Source organism: Bacillus cereus group sp. N31 (assembly GCF_016483245.1).
In the GTDB taxonomy this organism is placed as follows: Bacteria; Bacillota; Bacilli; order Bacillales; family Bacillaceae_G; genus Bacillus_A; species Bacillus_A toyonensis.
The window spans coordinates 119,976-138,828 of record NZ_JAEHCH010000006.1; the positions used below are offsets into that span (position 1 = coordinate 119,976).

Sequence of the window (18,853 nt, forward strand, 5' to 3'; positions counted from 1 at the left end):
CTTTAATGAATTGGTTGATGAATAGTTACTAATTTTGTTCCATCAGGAAAAGTTGCCTCAACTTGAATATCTGATATCATGTCTGCAATACCATCCATAACATCTTCAGCACTTAAAATGTTTTTTCCAAGCTCCATTAATTCCGCTACATTTTTACCATCTCTTGCTCCTTCCAAAATTTCATACGTAATAATAGCGATACTTTCTGGATAGTTTAACTTAAGTCCCCTCTCCTTTCGTCGATAAGCTAAATCAGCCGCAACAACTACTAGCAGTTTATCAATTTCTCTTGGCGTTAATCTCATTACACTCTTCCTTTCTGAAGTATTTTAAAACTAAGAATATTCTAAAAATAAAAGGTGTATTTTCAATGTCCTTTCCGTGTTTTCTCCATGTTTTTTTGCTATCAATCAAATAAAAAAAGAGCCCATCGGCTCTTTTTTTATTTCCCTTCATTCTTCTCTAGCACGTATAAATCTTCTTCAATATTCGTTAATTTCTCACTTACAAGCTTTCTTGCATCTCCAATTGCTTGATTATATGCAAATGGTCCAACTAATTTAATCATTTCTTCTATTAAACGCTCTGCTTGGAAACGTCCAATTTCATCTAAATCTTCTTCCATAAAAAATTGCTGAATTTGTGCTACAAGCTCTTCTTTTTTATCATTTGGTATTTTTATATTCATCATCGTTGTTACTCCTCTATATTTAAGATAGTATCTTCCTTAACTCTACCATAGAAAAACGATTACCAGGACAGCTTTTTGTAACTCCTTCTAACTCCCTATGACCGAGTATATTTTCTTTCTTTACAGCAAATTGCTTCATAAACATTTTACATAAAGAATATAATGCATTCACTTGTGCAGGAGTTGGATCGTATTTATCAAAATTTCCCGTCATACATATTCCAATTGTATGACGGTTATGATTTTTCGCATGCGCTCCAATATGTAAACCTCGTCCTTCCACTACAATTCCGTCCTCTTCGATAAAATAGTTGTAACCAATCCCACTCCACCCTCTTACAGTTTGATGAAATTCATGCGTTTTATACACATCCCATCCATCTTCAGCTGTATGGTGAATAATAAGTTTATTTACTTTTTCTAAAGGAACTAATTCATCTTGAAATGTTAGATTGACACGTTTAATTTCCATTTGAACTGCCTCCTCTTAAAAATCAATCATAATAATCGTTTTATCATCTGGTCTTATTCTCTTTTCCCCTTCCAGCTCTTCGATGATTGCTACATATTCATTTATACTATCCTTTCTTACATATGCAACAGTTTGTTCTAATGACCAATCTGGGTGGAATAACCCGTCTGAACAAATAAAAATCCCACTCACTTCATCTATATGTAATTCACCATGTTGTAAATAATGTATCGCTTCTTTCATTCCATTTGCAACTGAATAACCATTTGGCATATTTGCAAGATAACGATTGTACTTCAACTGTTCTCGAACATCTTGAAAAATATGTTCTTCTGGCACAGATAAACCTTTCTTACGATCTTCTTCCCTCTTCTTTTTTGCTCGTTTACTAATTCCTTTAACTGTGTCTTTCGTTACTACTTGCATCGTTCCATTTTGAAAAGTTACGACAATCATACAGTCCCCGAGCTGTGCATATTCAATTTTCTCACCATCTATTTGAATTGCCGCAATACATGTACACCACAAATGCTCTTTCTTTCCCGTATCTACTTTATATTCCAACATTTTGCTTTGCAGTGCTTCATTTGCTTTTGCAACTGAAGCTTGTAAACTATGATTTTCGCGTAATGAAGTAAAATAACTTGCAAATAAATGCGAAGCGATGTATGCTCCATTATGTCCCTTTTCATCACGAAACGGGACAAGTGGTGTTGCACCGTCACATACACCATAAATCTTTTTATCTTTATTACAAAAATAAGAATCCTCACATTCTTGCTTCAACGGGCTTTTCTGTTGATATGTTTTTATCTTCACAACTGTATCCCCTTTCAAATGATAAAATACTCAAATTCTTTTGATTAATCTAATTTACCAAAATAAACTGTTTTTACCCAAAACTTTCAATATCATATATAATCTTGAAATAATATGAATTTTTCAGTGAAGGACGGGAAAGAAATGGTCAGATTCCTTGGTGTTATTATCGGTTCTATTATTATTGCGGTTGCCTTTAATCTTTTCCTTATCCCCCACAAAATTTTAAGTAGTGGAATTGGCGGAATTGCTATTATTTTAGGGATTGTAACCCCTGTAAACACAGGCATTATTAACTTTGTATTAAACTTACCTATCCTTATTTTAGGATACATAGGTCTTGGAAAAAAAATAATTTTCAACACAGTTGTCTCTGTAGTTGTCTTATCTGTTGCCTTATACTATGTTCCAGTAAAAGTCGTAGCAACAGATCCATTGTTATCTTCTATCTTCGGAGGTGTCATCGCCGGAGCTGGTATTGGTCTTGTTTTTAACTGCAATGGATCCACTGGTGGGTTTGATATTATCGGTATGCTATTATCCCGCAAGCGAGACATTAAACTTGGCGGATTTCTTATTGTTTTAAATACAGTCGTTGTAATAATCGCAGGATTCTTCTTCACTTGGGATGTTGCACTTACAAGCTTACTTTCTATTTATGTAACTGGTAAAGTAATTGATGCTGTTCATACAAAACATCGTAAAGTTACACTTATGATTGTAACAAATGAAGCAGAAAAAATGAAAAAACAGCTTCTTTCAACTGTTGTACGTGGAATCACATTACTTGATGGCGAAGGCGCTTATTCAAGCGAGAAAAAGCGTGTACTTATGACAGTCGTTTCTCGTGAAGAATTAGCAAGTATGAAACTAACAATTTCTGAAATCGACCCGAATGCATTCGTTAATATTACAGAAACTGTAGAAGTGTTAGGACTTTTCAGAAGAGGCTAAAGACTAGGTGGGAATCCACCTAGTCTTTATTTTGCATGAATTCAATTCGATTTCCAAATGGATCTGACACGGAAAATCGAATTACATCTGGCCGTGCATAATCATCAATCACTTCAACACCTTGCTCTATCAATGTTTGCTTAAATTCATTAATTTCATTCACATAAAAAGCTGGATGAGCCTTTTTAGCTGCTGTAAAGTTCTGCTCAACACCAATATGAACTTCTTGATTTCCACACTTAAACCAACATCCACCTCGTTTTTTCAGCTCTTCTGGCTTTGGAATTTCTTCCATACCTATTTTATTCCCATAAAAATCACGCGCCTCTTCTTCACACCCTACAGGCGCAGCTACTTGCACATGATCAATCCCTCTAATATAACTTTTCACTTTCCATCCCCTCCTCTATCCTTATGTTATAACGAAAGCATTTCAATGTAACTTACAAAAAAATAATAAAACGATATAAGCTTCTCTTATTACTGCGTTTTATGCTTTGAATAAATAAAAAAAATAAATTTACTCCCAGAACTTTCATTTTTTATAGAAATATAGGTTACACCTATATTATAGTTATAAATAGACAAATCTTTTTAGATGCTAGTTGTACGGAGGAAATATTATGAGTCGTAAAAAATATTCATCAACTCAAAGAAAACGTCATCCGAACATTTCTGGACGTTTGCGAAACCATATACATGACCGTTCATTAACAGAAATGTACGCATCTCTGTTCGAACACAATCCTGATAGTATTATTTCACTCAATTTAGAAGGAGTTATTCTACATATCAATCCTTCTGCCGAAAGAATACTTGGTTACACTTCTTTAGAATTAGAATGGAAAACCATTACCTCTATTTTAGAAGCTCATATTTCTGAGCAAGTATTACAATATATAAAAAATACTAAAGCGGAAAATCAAAAAGAATATATCTTATCTATTTATCATAAAAATGGATATTTATTAGACGTCGTAACAAAACTAGTTCCTATTTTTGTCCAAAACCGTCTAACAGGTGTCTATGCGATTATGAAGCCTCTTGAAAAATCTGAAAGAATTGAGAAAATGCTAAAAGAAAGCGAAAAAAGATTACGTACATTAATGGATGCAATGCCTGCATTTGTTATATTTAAGGATCATGAAGGACGCTGGCTTGAAGCAAATGACTATGCACTTTCATGCTTCAATTTCCATCATGTACCTTATCGTGGAAAAAAGGATAGTGAACTCATTCAATATAATGAAGCTTACCGGGAAGCCTTTTTACATTGTGAAGAAGTAGATGAACTAGCATGGCAGCAAGGACAAATTCTTCACGGAGAAGAATTTATTATACATAGGGATGATTCCGATTTAATCTTAAGTATATCAAAAGTCCCTCTTTATCACCCCGACGGTTCCCGCAAAGGTCTTATCGTAATGGGAAGAGATGTTACCGAGCTAAAAGAAACTGAAAAGCTATTACGAAAATCAGAAAAGCTCGCAGTAGTCGGACAACTGACAGCTGGAATTGCCCATGAAATTCGAAATCCGCTCACTTCTCTAAAAGGTTTTTTAACATTACTACTCCCTGAAATAAATGCGGAAAATAAATGGTATGTCGATGTGATGTTAAGCGAAATTTCACAAATGGAATCTATCACGAGTCAATTTATGGCAATGTCTAAACCACAAGTATTGTCTATCCAAACTTGTAACATACAAACTTTAATCGAAGAGGTAGTTACATTTATTTTACCGACTGCTATTATGCATAGTGTTCATATCATTATGGATCATTTTGATTATAAACATGATATTCAATGTGATGGTAACCAATTAAAGCAAGTTTTTATAAATATATTAAAAAATTCTATAGAAGCAATGCCAAATGGCGGAAATATTTTAATCCAAACAAAACCAGTAGAAGATTCCTTTATCTTAATACGTATTATCGATGAAGGTTGCGGTATCCCAGAAAATCGTATCTCTCGTTTAGGCGAACCATTTTATAGTTTAAAAGAAAAGGGTACCGGACTAGGATTAATGATATGCTACAAAATAATTGAAGAACATCATGGTAAGTTACACATTTCAAGTGAATTAAATAAAGGTACTATCGTCGATATTCAGTTACCACTTTCTTCATCTCATCTTGCAATCCAGTCTTAAATAAAAAGAAGCATCTGCTAATCGTTAGCAGATGCTTCTTTTTTTAAAACGTTTTGTTATACCACTCTTTTGCTTTTTCTACTTCGCCCATTGTTAATTGATGCCCTCTATTTTCCCAATGCATTGTTACATTAGCGTTTGCATTTTCTAATAGTACCTTCAATTCCTCTGACTCTGCTGATGAACAAATCGGGTCATTTGTCCCAGCTGCAATAAATACCGATTTCCCTGCTAAATTTGCTAATTGCATTCCCCTTCTAGGTACCATCGGGTGATGAAGCACAGCACCTTTTAACGCATTTTCGTAATGGAATAATAAGCTAGCCGCAATATTTGCTCCATTCGAATAACCGATAGCTACAATGTTATTTCTATCGAATTCATATTCTTTAGCCGATTCATCTAAAAATTCATTTAATTCCTTCGTACGGAAAATTAAATCCTCTTCATCAAAAATACCTTCTGCTAATCGGCGGAAGAAACGCGGCATCCCATTCTCTAACACATTTCCCCTAACGCTTAATACCGAAGCTTCCGGGTCAATTATTTCTGCAAGTGGTAATAAATCTAATTCATTACCACCTGTGCCATGAAGTAATAACAACACTGGTTTTGACGTATCTTTTCCTTTTTGAAAAACATGTTTCATCATAATCCTTTTCCCCTTTCAATCACTTTAATCTAAATTTCTCACTTCAAATGGTAAAAGCGTTTGTTCAATCTGTTTTCTATGTTGTTCATATTGTTCCGGTAACTTTAATTCCTCACCCATCATCTCTAACGATTCGTCATGAGCGAAACCAGGCGGATCTGTTGCGATTTCAAATAAAATTTCGCCGTGTTCTCTAAAATAAATTGCGTTAAAATAATTTCGGTCTTGTACAGGAGTTACGTGATATCCAAAACGAGACACATGCTCTTTCCAGTCTAGTTGATCAGCATCGTCACTCGCTCTCCAAGCAATATGATGAACTGTACCAACGCCCATTTGGCCACGACCGATTGTTGATACTTTCAAATCGATAATATTTCCAATGTCAGCAGAAGAACTGAATCGAATAAATTCACCCTCTTCTCCAATTTTCTCAAGACCCATAACATGCTCTAACAATTCAGCCGTTTTTTGAGGCTGTGCAGATAAAAGAACAGCACCGCCAAATCCTTTAATTGCTACTTCAGACGTAACTTCTCCAAAAGTCCAATTATTTAATTCGCCTTCTTCTCTTTCAACTAATTCTATATGCAAACCATGAGGATCATCAAATTCTAAATACTGCTCCTCAAATCGAGTCACCTTTGTATATGGAATATCAAACTTTTCTAGTCTCTTTTCCCAAAACTCCATTGCACCTTTTGGTACGACATATGAAGTAATTCCTACTTGACCGTCTCCAATAATTCCTTGGCGAGCACCTGCCCATGGAAAAAACGTAATAATCGTCCCAGGTTTTCCTCCTTCATTACCAAAATAAAGATGGTACGTACCTGGATCATCAAAATTCACTGTTTGTTTTACTAGACGTAACCCTAATACACCAGCATAAAAATCTACATTTTCTTGCGGATGCCCTACAATCGCTGTAATATGATGGATCCCCATTGTTTTCTTTTCCATTTCTTCCACTCCTTTTTTATTTCATTATAAAAATTGTTTTACATTCAAATTCACTATTCATTTTGTCCATACTGCAAAGTAAAATCCGTCATTATAATTTATCTCGAATTCGAGATATTAATTATAAAATCACATATTAGTTATCTAACCTATAGAAATTATCTCGAATTCGAGATAATACTCAAAAAAATATTTGTTCGATCTATAATCATAATAAATCTTGATTTAAAATGTTATTTATCTCGAACTTAATATTTATTATAAGTTACTTATTTTTCATTGTCAATAAGTTACTCATTTCATTTTAAATTAAAAAAGCCATACGAATGTATGACTTTTAGCTTATTGGCATCGCAAATTTCTCTTTCTCTACATATACTTTCCGAAATTTCATATAGCACCCAATACGCCAAGGCACTATGTAACCAACCGCAAGAGTATAGAAAAGAATGCCGATTGACTTTGGATCTAAACCTTGTAAATGTCTTCTAAAATAAGCACGTAAAAGAACAATAACTAAAAATGTAGCAATAAAAGCAATACTTTTTTTTGCATAAATTTGACCATCTTCTCTGACTTCATACCCACTTAAAATAATAAGTGGAATTGACAATAACAGTCCAATCCCAGCAGCTATCCCAATTTGCCAACCAGCAAGTTGTATCGGTGCCACATATAAAGAAAAACCTGGTAATAAAAAGAATAATGGCAATAATAGTCGTCTTCCTTTATTTTTAATTGGTCGATTCATAGAACGCATACGTCTAAATATCACGAGCCCTATGACGAGTAAAAAAATTGTAATACTGTACGAACCTTGCTGCAAGTGAATCTCTCCCTAAAAATAATCATTTTTAAAATACTTTCCCATTATACTCCTAATATTTTCTAAAAAATATGATTATCCCCTTAAAAAATCTTACATGTCAAATATACTTTTAGGTTTGATTTACTATAGGAAACAATTCCGAAAGAGGAACTACTCTCCCCATCTCATCTTTAAATACAATGTGCTCTCTCGTCAAATGGCGCGGGCTCTTCACTCCTGCCGCTGCCGCTAATGAAAATAAACTATATCTCATACTAATAATATAATTCATTACTCGCCATTTCTTTTCATACGGATCTAACGCTTTTTGATAATGCGGATTCGTCGTCGCAACACCAGATGGACACTGTCCGGAATTACATTGTAGCGCCATAATACAACCGCTCGCCATCATAAAACCGCGGGCTGAACTTACAGCATCCGCCCCAATCGCTAAAGCAATCGCCACTTTATCTGGTGTGATTAATTTACCCGATGCAAATACTTTAAACTTGTTACGGACACCATAATGGTTTGCTGTATCGATAAATGTAAGTAAAGCAGGAATAAGAGGGATTCCCATGCTATCTGCCATCGATTTATACGTTGCCCCTGATCCGCCTTCTGAACCGTCTATTGTAATAAAATCTGGGTAAATGTTTAGTTCTTTCATTGTTTTTATTAAATCTTCCAAAGGCTCCTGCTGTCCAATTACAATTTTCATCCCGACTGGCTTACCACCATTTTCTTGCAACTGTTGAATAAAATAAAGTGTATCCGCTGCATTCTTTAAAAATGAAAACCGATTCGGCGAATTAATCGTCTCTCCCTTTCGTACGTTGCGAACAGAAGCAATTTTCTCATTTACTTTTTGTCCCTCTAAATGACCACCACGTATTTTAGCTCCTTGCCCAAATTTCAATTCGAATGCTTTAATATTACTTTCTTTCGCTTTCTCCATAAATTTTCCCATTGAAAAATTCCCGTCTTCATCACGGTATCCAAATAACCCTGGACCAATTTGTGCAACGATATTCGCCCCTGTATGTAAATGCTCTGGAATAACGCCACCTTCTCCTGTATTAATCCATGATCCGCCTGCCATTTTCGCTCCAAAGCCACTTGCTAAAATATAATTTTCTCCAATCGCGCCGTAAGAAGTCGCAGACGCCCCAAACATGCCATGTAGTTGCCACGGATATTTGCGTTTGTCGCCGACGGTAATTGCATCGTCTTCTTCGTATAACCAAAGATTTGTTGTATCCGCTGTCAATTTTTCTCTTCTTGAAAATAATCCTTCTTTATGAATCACGTACTTTTTACCTTCCCGCTCTTGCGAAAGATTCACACTTAATTCCTCAGTTAATATCGGAAATAATGTATTAGCAATATAATAGCCAGAAGCTTCAAAATCTCTTTTCGATCCAAAACCAAGTATTTCAGAGCGATATTTCGCTAAAAACATAACACTTTGAAAATCATAACGTGAGAAAGGTTTTCCATCCGTATCATGATCAAACCAATATTGCCGAAATTCAGGCCCTATCTTTTCAAGTAAATAGCGCATTCTACCTAAGTATGGATGCAATTTTAATATAGAATGATGTGTTCGTTTTTTAATAAAAAATGTAATGATAAAAAAGACGATTAAAAGTAACATCAAAAAGAGCAATATACTAATAATAACGAGTAGCGTTTCACTCATCCCGCTTCCTCCTATGAAATCCCATAATAAAAGGAGAACACTCGATGTGTTCTCCTTTTATCTTTATTCATACTAACGTAGCAAGATGCTCTTTCGCATCATATTCAACTAAACTTTCAGCATGTTTAATTCGATGAACAAAGTCTGGATTAGCAATTAACGGTCTTCCGAATGCCGCTACATCAATTGTTCCTTCTTGCAGTGCTTCTTCAGCCTCTTTCGGATTCAAATTACCAACCCCAACAATCGTACCATCCCAATATTTTCTTACTAATTGATGAAAATTCTTTCCTTCAGCAATTTCTTGCGTATAATTCATCGTTGAAGGATGGATCATCGTTAACCCAACCTCTTTAAACATTTTTACAAACATTTCAATCGCAAGTTCTGGATTTTCCCACATATAAGTAGGGTTATCACCTTTAAAAGCAGAGAAACGAAGAAGTGTTTTATCGGCTCCAACTGCTTCTATTACAGCCTCCGTTACTTCTTTCATAAATGTTAACCTTTGTTTTAAATCACCACCGTATTTATCTGTTCGCTTATTCGCAAACTCATAAGTAAATTGATCAATTAAATATCCGTGTGCACCGTGAATTTCTACTCCATCAAACCCAGCTTCGATTGCATTTTTCGCAGCTTGTGCGTATTGACCAATAACTTCTTCTATTTCTTCTAACGTCAATGCTTCTGGTGTATCAAACGGTTTACGAAAACGCGGAACATTCCCTTCTGCAGCAATAGCAGACGGTGCTTGTGGCAATTGACCACCAATTATTTCATGATGACTCATACGCCCAACATGCCATATTTGAGCAATAATCGTCCCGCCTTCTTTATGTACTGCCTCTGTAACCGGCTTCCACGAATCGATTTGTTCTTGTGTATAAATCCCTGGTACTCCTGGATTCCCTTTCGCTCTCGGGCTAATGACAATTCCTTCTGTAATAATTAGTCCAACTCCATCCGCAGCACGCTTTCTATAGTACTCAACTACATCAGCACCAACTACACCAGTCTCATTATTTGCAAAGCATCTCGTCATCGGCGCCATCGCTATGCGATTATGAAGAGACCAAGACCCAATTTGAATCGGATTAAACAACTTCGTTTCTTCAATGTTTTCAAAAGATCCCCCAGCGTTTACATTTGTTCCCTCATAAATACTTGCCGCTTTATTATTTGAACTTGCCATTTTTCTTCCCCCTTAAAAATTCTAACTATATTCGCATCATACTTACTTTTAAATAGTAACGTCAATTTATACGACTTTGCCATAAAACATTCGAATATCAAAAAAATAGAATGCTATAAATAAAATTAAAAAGGTTTCCTTAGTAGGAAACCTTTTTTAGTTGATCATATATGGCTGTCAATTTGTTTATCTCTTTAATATAAAGAATCCCTTATCAATAGAAGTGAAAATGGTTCCGTATTCTTCTAAAAATAATAACTTATATACCTAAAACAATGAAAGCCCTACCTCTCTTTCATCCTTACGGCTCCTCGTCCGTGCCAGTGTGAATCAGGATTGCAAAAATCAAGTAACTATTTTATCGAAGTATTGAATTAAACTTCGAACATTCGTAAAAGAAATTTAAAATAAAAATGGATTTGATTGTAGTAATAACAAAAGAGGTTAATGCTTTAAAAGTGGTTTGAAAGAGTTGAATGTCTTTGAAATGATTGATTGCCTATAATTATGTTCCCAAAAAATTCAAGATCTTTTTTGGGATGCAATACATTATTTGTAATGAACCTTAACAAAAGCTTTTTATTTGATTTTCTGTGATACCTTCAATTAATCCAAGTTCACTAATCAAAAATTCATGTGCGTTATCTAACATTTTCTTTTCGCTTGCATTAAGTGCTTTTTCTTTCTGTATACGCATTAAATCACGCACAACTTCAGCACCTTCTTGCATTTTACCCGTTTTTATTTTATCAGTGTTCACTTTATACCTTTGTTTCCACGTAAGTAATCTATCTGATTCCCCATGCAAAAAAATATCTATTATGTGTAGTAATGCCTTGATATCTGTAACTGGTCGTATATTTGAGTTCAATATTTTGCCTTCAGGAATCATTATTTCCATATTGTTAGCCGACATTTTTATAACATAATATTGTTGTTTTTTTCCTGCGATTTCTTTCTCTTCTATGGCTTTAATTATACCTGCTCCTTGCATTGGATAAACAATGTTATCGCCAATTTGAAACAAATAATCCACCTCCATATATGGTAACCTTCTCAAGCTTAACATATATTCATTTTTTTAGCAAAATTTTTATTTTATCATAAAATTATTTCCCATGTCAATTCATTCAAAACAATTTAATTAATCCACAAAATAACACTACAAAACCGCAATTCCTCCAACTTTTTCATAAGCACCCATTTTAATTTTACAAACCTCTTACAATACAAAAACACATTACTACAATATAAGTAGTAATGTGTTTTTATAAGACATAGCTAAAGATTCACTTTTAATTTCCAACCTATATACTAACTTGCTTACGAATCGTTTCTCGCGCTAAAAGAAAACTCATAATTACTTGCGCAGCTACTCTGCTCGTCATATCCCTGAAATCAAGAGTTGGATCAATTTCTACTATATCCATCCCTTGCACGAGGGGTTCTTTGCCAATAAATTCAATCGCATCAAGTAAAGTTGAGCTATCCATTCCTCCAGGGCCAATTGCTGGACAACCTGGCGCGAATGCTTGATCTAGTACATCCATATCAAGAGAAATGTAAATAGAAGTCACACCTTGTTTTCTTAATACTTCAATGCTTTCTGTCATAATATCTTTTATTTCTCGCTCTCGTACATCTTTCATTGTATACACTGTCACACCGTGCTCTTTTGCATATTCATGGTACGCACGTGCATTAGAAAAATTACGAATTCCAATTTGAACGAGTTGTTTTCCTGTAATGACACCATTTTCTAGTAAACTACGGAACGGTGTACCATTTGATGGACCACCATCATCTAAATTACGCAAATCATGATGAGCATCAAATTGAATAATACCGACCTTTCCTTTACTATTTGCAAATCCTGTTATACTTGGAAAACTAATCGAATGGTCCCCACCAAGAACGATTGGTATCATGTTTGGATTTACTTTCGTTAGATGCCCAACCGTTTTCGCAATTCGGTTATGGCTTTCTTTTATATTTGTCACATGCATCGTAATATCACCGCAATCATATAAAACACTTTCTTTCATATCGTGTTCTTCTGTAATTGCATACGTGCTATATGCATCTAACATCGCACGAATTGTTTTTGGAGCAAAACTTGCTCCTGAATGACTAATAGATGGTTTAGAAAGGGGTGCTCCAATTAAGGCAGCACCGAATATTTCCACGCCTTCCTCCCAATCTTTAATCATCTCACTCCATTTCGTCACTTCACGATCAATAAACTTTGCATTTTTCTTTAAATAGTGGCCGTGCTCCACGATTGTTCACCTCTTGTATATGCGATATTACCATTCTTCCATACTGTATTCACATGACTTACGCCGTAATGATACGGTACGTAAGCATAATTGTAAGCATCCCATAAAACTAAATCTGCCTTGCGACCAACTCTAATTTTCCCAGCTACATCACCTCGATTAATAGCATACGAAGAGTTAACTGTTACCGCGTTCCAAACTTCTTCTGGTGTCATTTTCAGTTTGAGCATTGCGATGCTCATAATAAGCTGAATGTTTTCAGTTGGACAGCTGCCTGGGTTAAAGTCTGTAGCTAACGCAACTGCAACACCTTCATCAATCATTTTACGACCGCGAGCAAAGCTTTCTTTATTTAAATAGAAAGTTGTTCCTGGTAATAGCGTTGCTACTGTATTAGAGTTTGCAAGCATTTCAATTCCTTTATCAGAAGCGCCAACTAAATGGTCCGCTGATGCTGCACCAATTTCAGCTGCTGCTTCCGCACCACCAAGAGGGTCGATTTCATCTGCATGAATTTTCACGTCAAAGCCAAGTTCTTTCGCTTTTAATAAAAACTCTTTTGATTCTTCTACAGAGAACACACCTGTTTCGCAGAAAATATCAACGAATTCCGCTAATTGCTTCTCTTTCATTTCTGGCAGTAGGTCTAGCATCCATTGTAAAAATTCTTTTGATCTTCCTTTATACTCTTTCGGAACTGCATGGGCACCTAAAAATGTTGAAACTAAATCGATTGGATGCTCTTTTTGTAATTGTGCAGTTGCCTCTAATTGTTTCCATTCCGTCTCATCATCTAATCCGTAACCACTCTTCGCTTCTACAGTTGTCACACCGAAAGATAGCATACGGTCTAAATGGAATTTCGCTTTTTGAACAAGTTCTTCTTTCGATGCTTGTTTCGTTGCATTTACAGTCGAAAGAATGCCTCCACCTTGTTCTAAAATTTCTAAGTACGGAACTCCTTGTAATTTTAGCGCGATTTCATTTTCACGAGATCCACCAAATACAAGATGAGTATGCGGGTCAACAAGACCAGGAGAAACCATTTTACCGCCGCAATCAATAACTTCTTTCGCTTGTATTCCTTTTGCTTCTTCCGCTGTTCCAACGAAAGTGATTACGCCATTTTCAATTCCAACCACACCGTTTTCAATAACAGGAAGCGTGTTCATCGCTTCCCGTCTTAACAAGCCATCTTCTTGATCCATTGTTAGTAATTGACCGATATTTATTAGTAAAGTGTCCAGCATGTTTTCTCCTCCTTATTTCATCATTGGAATGTTAACGCCTTTTTCTTTCGCTGTTTCAACAGCTAAGTCATATCCAGCATCTACGTGACGAACAACACCCATTCCAGGGTCAGAAGTTAATACGCGCTCAATACGTTTTGCTGCCGCTTCTGTTCCATCTGCAACGATAACCATTCCAGCGTGAAGTGAATACCCCATGCCAACGCCACCACCGTGGTGAACAGATACCCAGCTTGCACCGTTTACACTATTAATTAATGCATTTAAAATTGGCCAATCTGCTACTGCATCACTACCGTCTTTCATCGATTCCGTTTCACGGTTTGGAGATGCTACTGATCCGCAATCTAAATGGTCACGGCCGATAACGATCGGTGCTGATAATTCATCATTTGCAACCATTTCATTAATGATGCGACCAAATTTCGCGCGCTCACCGTAACCTAACCAACAAATACGTGATGGAAGACCTTGGAACTCAACTTGTTGACGTGCCATACGAATCCAGTTACATAAATGTTCATTATCAGCGAACTCACGTAAAATTACTTCGTCTGTTTTATAAATATCTTCTGGATCACCAGAAAGTGCTACCCAGCGGAATGGTCCTTTTCCTTCACAGAATAATGGACGAATAAATGCTGGAACGAATCCCGGGAAATCAAAAGCATTTTTCAAACCTTCATCGAAAGCAACTTGGCGAATGTTATTTCCATAATCAAATGTAATTGCGCCTTTTTCTTGCATCGCAAGCATTGCTTCCACATGTTTTGTCATGCTTTCTTTTGATAATTGTACGTAACGTTCTGGATCTTCTTCACGAAGTTTCGCTGCTTTTTCTAATGTGTAACCTACTGGAATATAACCGTTTAATGGATCATGAGCAGATGTTTGATCCGTAACTAAATCTGGCGTAATATTACGCTTCACTAGTTCTGGTAAAATTTCTGCCGCATTTCCTAATAAACCAATAGAAATCGGTTCTTTCTTCTCTTTATACTCGTTCGCAACCGCTAATGCTTCTTCTAACGATTCTGTATACATATCACAGTATCTCTTTTCAATACGACGATCGATGCTGCGCTTATCAACGTCAATAGCAATAACAACACCGCCGTTCATCGTTACAGCAAGAGGCTGTGCACCACCCATCCCACCTAAACCAGCAGTAAGTGTTAATGTACCTTTTAATGAACCACCGAAATGTTGACGAGCCGCTTCACCAAACGTTTCATATGTTCCTTGTAAAATTCCTTGAGTTCCAATGTAAATCCAACTACCCGCTGTCATTTGTCCGTACATCATAAGACCTTTTTTCTCTAATTCACGGAAGTGATCCCAGTTCGCCCATTTTGGTACTAAGTTTGAGTTCGCTAACAGAACGCGAGGTGCATCTTCATGTGATTTGAAGATTGCTACTGGTTTCCCTGATTGAACAAGTAACGTTTCATCGCTTTCTAACGTTTTTAATGAATCTACAATCGCCTGATAGCTTTCCCAGTTACGAGCTGCACGGCCAATTCCGCCATATACAACTAGCTCTTCTGGTTTTTCAGCAACTTCAGGATCTAAATTGTTCATTAACATACGAAGTGCAGCTTCTTGCACCCACCCTTTCGTTTGTAACTCCGTACCTCTTGGCGCGCGAATTGTTTGTTTTACTTTTTCCATTTCAATCTCTCCCTTTTCTCATTTTATAGTGCTGCGTTTACATCTAATCTTTCTTTTATCGAATCATTCGTTTTTAACCAATGCGTAATATTTTCAATATCTGTTGAGAATATACGGTCATTTGTAATAGAAGGTACTTGCTGACGGCCTTGATGGTAGAAGCTCTTCGTCACTGTACTCATGTTTTCAATTCCGCGATATTCCGCTGCTTGCATCGCACAAATCATCTCAATTGAAAGAACACGTCTTACATTTTGAATAATTTGATGTGCATGGCGTGAAGCGATTGTTCCCATACTTACGTGATCTTCTTGGTTAGCTGATGACGGGATTGAATCAACACTCGCCGGATGTGCTAACGTTTTATTTTCAGAAACAAGTGAAGCAGCTGCGTATTGCATAATCATTGCACCAGACTGCAGTCCTGGTTCTGGACTTAAAAATGGAGGTAAATCATTTAATTGCGGATTTACTAAACGCTCAATACGACGCTCTGAAATATTTGCAAGTTCCGCCATTCCTACTTTTAAGAAGTCCATCGCAAACGCAATCGGTTGACCATGGAAATTACCACCTGAAATTACTTTTTCTCCGCCATCAAAGATAAGCGGATTATCTGTTGCTGCATTCATTTCAATTTCTAATTTTTCTTTCACATAATTTAAAACTTGCCAAGAAGCGCCGTGTACTTGCGGGATACAGCGAAGTGAATATGCATCCTGTACACGTAGTTCTCCTTGTTTTGTTGTTAACTTACTATCTTGAAGGATGTCACGAATTCTGCTCGCGACTTCCACTTGCTCTTTATAACCACGTGCTTTATGAACATTTTCATCAAATGCATCAATAATGCCTTGTAATCCTTCAATTGTCATCGAAGCAATTAATTCCGCTTGATATGCAGTTGCTTCTGCTTCTATATAAGAAAGAACTCCTTGCGCTGTCATCGCCTGCGTACCATTGATTAATGCAAGCCCTTCTTTCGCTTCAAGTTCAATCGGTTCAAGACCTTCTTCTGTAAGAGCAACCATCGCATGAACGCGTTTCCCCTTATAGAACACTTCACCTTCGCCTAATAATACGAGCGCAAGATGAGATAAAGGTGCTAAGTCTCCACTCGCACCAAGTGAACCTTGTTGCGGAACGACTGGGTGAATTTTGCGATTTACAAACTCAAGAAGCATATTTACAACAAGCGGTCTAACGCCAGATATTCCTTTAAGCATCGTGTTTGCTCGTAAAATTAACATACCGCGTGATACTTCTTCAGGGAATGGATCGCCTATCCCGCATGCATGTGACTGAATTAAATTGTGTTGAAGTGCCTTTACATCCTCTTTTTGAATAAGCACATCACTAAACTTTCCAAATCCAGTTGTAATACCGTAAACAACTTTTCCGTCTTCTACGATTTTCTCAACTACTTCGCGGCACTCCGCCACCTTTTGCATACTAGTTGGGCAAGCTGTTACACCTTCCCCTTCAAGTAATAACTTCTTCATTTCTTCAACTGTCAATGTATGTCCTGTTAACGTAATCATTCTTTTTTCCTCCTTAAAAAGGCAAAAGGGGACCTTATCTTTTTAAGACAGACTTCTGTCCGAAAAAGTAAGGCCCCCTTCTAACTAATAGACTATGGGCAAATCATATGTGATTAATTCCTAAACCAATCGCCTCATGCTCAGATCCTTTTACAGGTGCACCAATCGTTCCATAAAGTGCAACAGCAACCCATTCGCCTTCTTTTTTTCCGTCGTATGGTGTACCGCGCACAATTGCAAAACGAAGTCCTACTGTACGAAGAACGTCTGCTAACTGAATTTGACCTCTCGTCACTCCGTACAAAGCTTCCATTATTGCATGATAAAGTGCATGTGTTTCTCTGTAAACATCCGTTTCAATAACTCGGTTGCTTTTAGCCGCTGTTTCCATTGCCGCTACGACCTTTTGCGAATTCATAGAACCCACTTTCCCTGTACAATATTTCCAACCTTTTGGAATAGATAATACAGGGCTTTCATTCTCATCCGCAAGTGCCAACAGCATGGCCATACGACCAATTCGATGTGTTCCTTGAAGAAGCATGTGACTCTCTCATTTCTTTTAATTATTTGAATATTTCTTAATTTAAGAATAAATGAAAACGGTTAAATCGTCAATAGTTTAAACTCATATTCAAACATTTTTTCACCTCCCCTAATTTTGTGTACACAAATTATTTACACAAAATTTCCAGGCATGCTATATTCTCACTAACAAATGAAAAGAGGCGAGTTTTCAGTGGCGAAACGAAAAGATATTCATTTTCGAATTGAAGAAAATTTACTTGAAAGGTTTGAAGCAGCACTCCATTACGAAGGCTTAAAGAAGACAGATGTATTAACACATGCGATTCAGCAATTTTGTACGAAGGTGGAATCCGAAAAAATGAATGATGTAAAACGCCAATACAGCGTCAGCAACCATTTACAAACACGTATCCATACGCATAAACGTTTCGAAGAGAAACAAGTGAATTTAGATGAAGTCGTCATTGAACATTTACAACTTCAAGGAAAAGAAAACATATTAGAAGTTGGGTGTGCGAGGGGAAAATTCCTTTCCCTTTTACAAACTAACGGTCATAAAGGCCAATTAACTGGATTTGATCAATCGAAAGCCATGCTTTCTGAAGCCGCTAAAAAAAGTACTAGAATTGAATGGAAACAGGGTGATGCTAGTAAACTTCCATTCGAAGATAATTGTTATGACTGGATAATCGCAAGACATATGTTATACCATGTGAAAGATGTAAAAAGAACAATTCAAGACTTTTATAAAGTCATTCGTCCTGGCGGTACACTTTTAGCTACAACAAATTCTAACGTTTCATTACCTCGTATAGTTGAAATGTGTAACAACATGTTAGTCGCATTTGATTTACCGCAAACATCAGCAGCGGTTGCTCCATTTTGTTTAGAAAATGGTAAGGAGATATTACAATCTGTTTTTCCAACTGTTGTAGAAACAGTTATTCATAATGCGCTCGTTTTTCATCACGCTACTCCGATCGTAAACTATATTTCTAGCATGTTCCCATCACTGAATATACCAGACAATATGTATCTTCACGCCGAAATGAAGGAATGGCTACAAAAAGAAATAGAAAATGAATTATCACTTCATAACGGTATATGGCATGATCCGAAAACGATAGCGATTTATCGATGTAAAAAAGAAAAAAGCTAGCAAATGCTAG

The 18,853-nt window shown here is 36.4% G+C and carries 19 protein-coding genes; 3 read left to right on the forward strand and 16 right to left on the reverse strand.

What is annotated here, in order from left to right:
• Positions 1 to 2: 2 nt before the first annotated feature.
• The 4 genes from JDS81_RS10960 to JDS81_RS10975 form a co-directional block, all read right to left on the reverse strand.
• The gene (locus tag JDS81_RS10960) at positions 3 to 305 is read right to left on the reverse strand and encodes an urease subunit gamma (RefSeq protein WP_001241327.1); all 303 of its coding nucleotides are present in this window, start codon (positions 303 to 305) and stop codon (positions 3 to 5) included.
• 137 nt (positions 306 to 442) lie between these two features.
• Positions 443 to 691: a DUF2164 domain-containing protein gene (locus JDS81_RS10965; protein ID WP_000981064.1), complete on the reverse strand. Its 249-nt coding sequence runs from the start codon at positions 689 to 691 to the stop codon at positions 443 to 445.
• Between the two features lie 19 nt (positions 692 to 710).
• Entirely contained in the window at positions 711 to 1,163 is a 453-nt protein-coding gene (locus JDS81_RS10970) for a peptidoglycan recognition protein family protein (RefSeq protein ID WP_097953697.1), read from the reverse strand.
• A gap of 15 nt (positions 1,164 to 1,178) precedes the next feature.
• Complete coding sequence (locus tag JDS81_RS10975) at positions 1,179 to 2,000, reverse strand: protein phosphatase 2C domain-containing protein (protein WP_141499447.1); 822 nt, start codon at positions 1,998 to 2,000, stop codon at positions 1,179 to 1,181.
• Positions 2,001 to 2,126: 126 nt separating this feature from the next.
• Between JDS81_RS10975 and JDS81_RS10980 the strand changes: the two genes are divergently transcribed.
• The gene (locus tag JDS81_RS10980) at positions 2,127 to 2,936 is read left to right on the forward strand and encodes a YitT family protein (protein WP_097953699.1); all 810 of its coding nucleotides are present in this window, start codon (positions 2,127 to 2,129) and stop codon (positions 2,934 to 2,936) included.
• A 19-nt stretch (positions 2,937 to 2,955) separates the two neighbouring features.
• On the opposite strand, the gene JDS81_RS10985 is transcribed toward JDS81_RS10980, so the two are convergent.
• Complete coding sequence (locus JDS81_RS10985) at positions 2,956 to 3,327, reverse strand: VOC family protein (RefSeq protein WP_097953700.1); 372 nt, start codon at positions 3,325 to 3,327, stop codon at positions 2,956 to 2,958.
• A gap of 232 nt (positions 3,328 to 3,559) precedes the next feature.
• Between JDS81_RS10985 and JDS81_RS10990 the strand changes: the two genes are divergently transcribed.
• Positions 3,560 to 5,092 (forward strand): BA3702 family sensor histidine kinase, encoded by a 1,533-nt coding sequence (locus tag JDS81_RS10990; protein WP_097953701.1) that lies wholly within the window; start codon positions 3,560 to 3,562, stop codon positions 5,090 to 5,092.
• Positions 5,093 to 5,135: 43 nt separating this feature from the next.
• Here JDS81_RS10990 and JDS81_RS10995 read toward each other — a convergent pair whose 3' ends face one another.
• The 11 genes from JDS81_RS10995 to hutP form a co-directional block, all read right to left on the reverse strand.
• On the reverse strand, positions 5,136 to 5,744 hold the full coding sequence (locus tag JDS81_RS10995; protein ID WP_097953702.1) for an alpha/beta hydrolase: 609 nt from the start codon (positions 5,742 to 5,744) through the stop codon (positions 5,136 to 5,138).
• 24 nt (positions 5,745 to 5,768) lie between these two features.
• On the reverse strand, positions 5,769 to 6,707 hold the full coding sequence (locus tag JDS81_RS11000) for a ring-cleaving dioxygenase (RefSeq protein WP_097953703.1): 939 nt from the start codon (positions 6,705 to 6,707) through the stop codon (positions 5,769 to 5,771).
• A gap of 337 nt (positions 6,708 to 7,044) precedes the next feature.
• Positions 7,045 to 7,533 carry a cytochrome c biogenesis protein CcdC gene (locus JDS81_RS11005; protein ID WP_097953704.1) on the reverse strand — a complete coding sequence of 163 codons (489 nt, stop codon included), beginning with the start codon at positions 7,531 to 7,533 and terminating at the stop codon, positions 7,045 to 7,047.
• 112 nt (positions 7,534 to 7,645) lie between these two features.
• Complete coding sequence (locus tag JDS81_RS11010; protein WP_097953705.1) at positions 7,646 to 9,220, reverse strand: FMN-binding glutamate synthase family protein; 1,575 nt, start codon at positions 9,218 to 9,220, stop codon at positions 7,646 to 7,648.
• 67 nt (positions 9,221 to 9,287) lie between these two features.
• Positions 9,288 to 10,415 (reverse strand): alkene reductase, encoded by a 1,128-nt coding sequence (locus tag JDS81_RS11015; RefSeq protein WP_097953706.1) that lies wholly within the window; start codon positions 10,413 to 10,415, stop codon positions 9,288 to 9,290.
• Positions 10,416 to 10,980: 565 nt separating this feature from the next.
• Positions 10,981 to 11,442, reverse strand: coding sequence for a CarD family transcriptional regulator (locus tag JDS81_RS11020; RefSeq protein ID WP_175056340.1), 462 nt, complete (start codon positions 11,440 to 11,442; stop codon positions 10,981 to 10,983).
• A gap of 280 nt (positions 11,443 to 11,722) precedes the next feature.
• Positions 11,723 to 12,694 (reverse strand): formimidoylglutamase, encoded by a 972-nt coding sequence (hutG, locus tag JDS81_RS11025; RefSeq protein WP_097953707.1) that lies wholly within the window; start codon positions 12,692 to 12,694, stop codon positions 11,723 to 11,725.
• Positions 12,673 to 13,944, reverse strand: coding sequence for an imidazolonepropionase (gene hutI, locus JDS81_RS11030; RefSeq protein WP_097953708.1), 1,272 nt, complete (start codon positions 13,942 to 13,944; stop codon positions 12,673 to 12,675). The genes hutG and hutI overlap by 22 nt, the downstream gene beginning before the upstream one ends.
• Before the next feature lie 12 nt (positions 13,945 to 13,956).
• Complete coding sequence (gene hutU / locus JDS81_RS11035; protein ID WP_097953709.1) at positions 13,957 to 15,615, reverse strand: urocanate hydratase; 1,659 nt, start codon at positions 15,613 to 15,615, stop codon at positions 13,957 to 13,959.
• A gap of 23 nt (positions 15,616 to 15,638) precedes the next feature.
• Positions 15,639 to 17,156 (reverse strand): histidine ammonia-lyase, encoded by a 1,518-nt coding sequence (hutH, locus tag JDS81_RS11040; RefSeq protein ID WP_087968862.1) that lies wholly within the window; start codon positions 17,154 to 17,156, stop codon positions 15,639 to 15,641.
• A gap of 103 nt (positions 17,157 to 17,259) precedes the next feature.
• A complete protein-coding gene (gene hutP, locus JDS81_RS11045; protein WP_000926519.1) occupies positions 17,260 to 17,700 on the reverse strand; it encodes a hut operon transcriptional regulator HutP in 441 nt (146 codons plus the stop codon).
• Between the two features lie 195 nt (positions 17,701 to 17,895).
• Between hutP and JDS81_RS11050 the strand changes: the two genes are divergently transcribed.
• On the forward strand, positions 17,896 to 18,843 hold the full coding sequence (locus JDS81_RS11050; protein WP_142316323.1) for a class I SAM-dependent methyltransferase: 948 nt from the start codon (positions 17,896 to 17,898) through the stop codon (positions 18,841 to 18,843).
• The last annotated feature ends 10 nt before the right edge of the window (positions 18,844 to 18,853 follow it).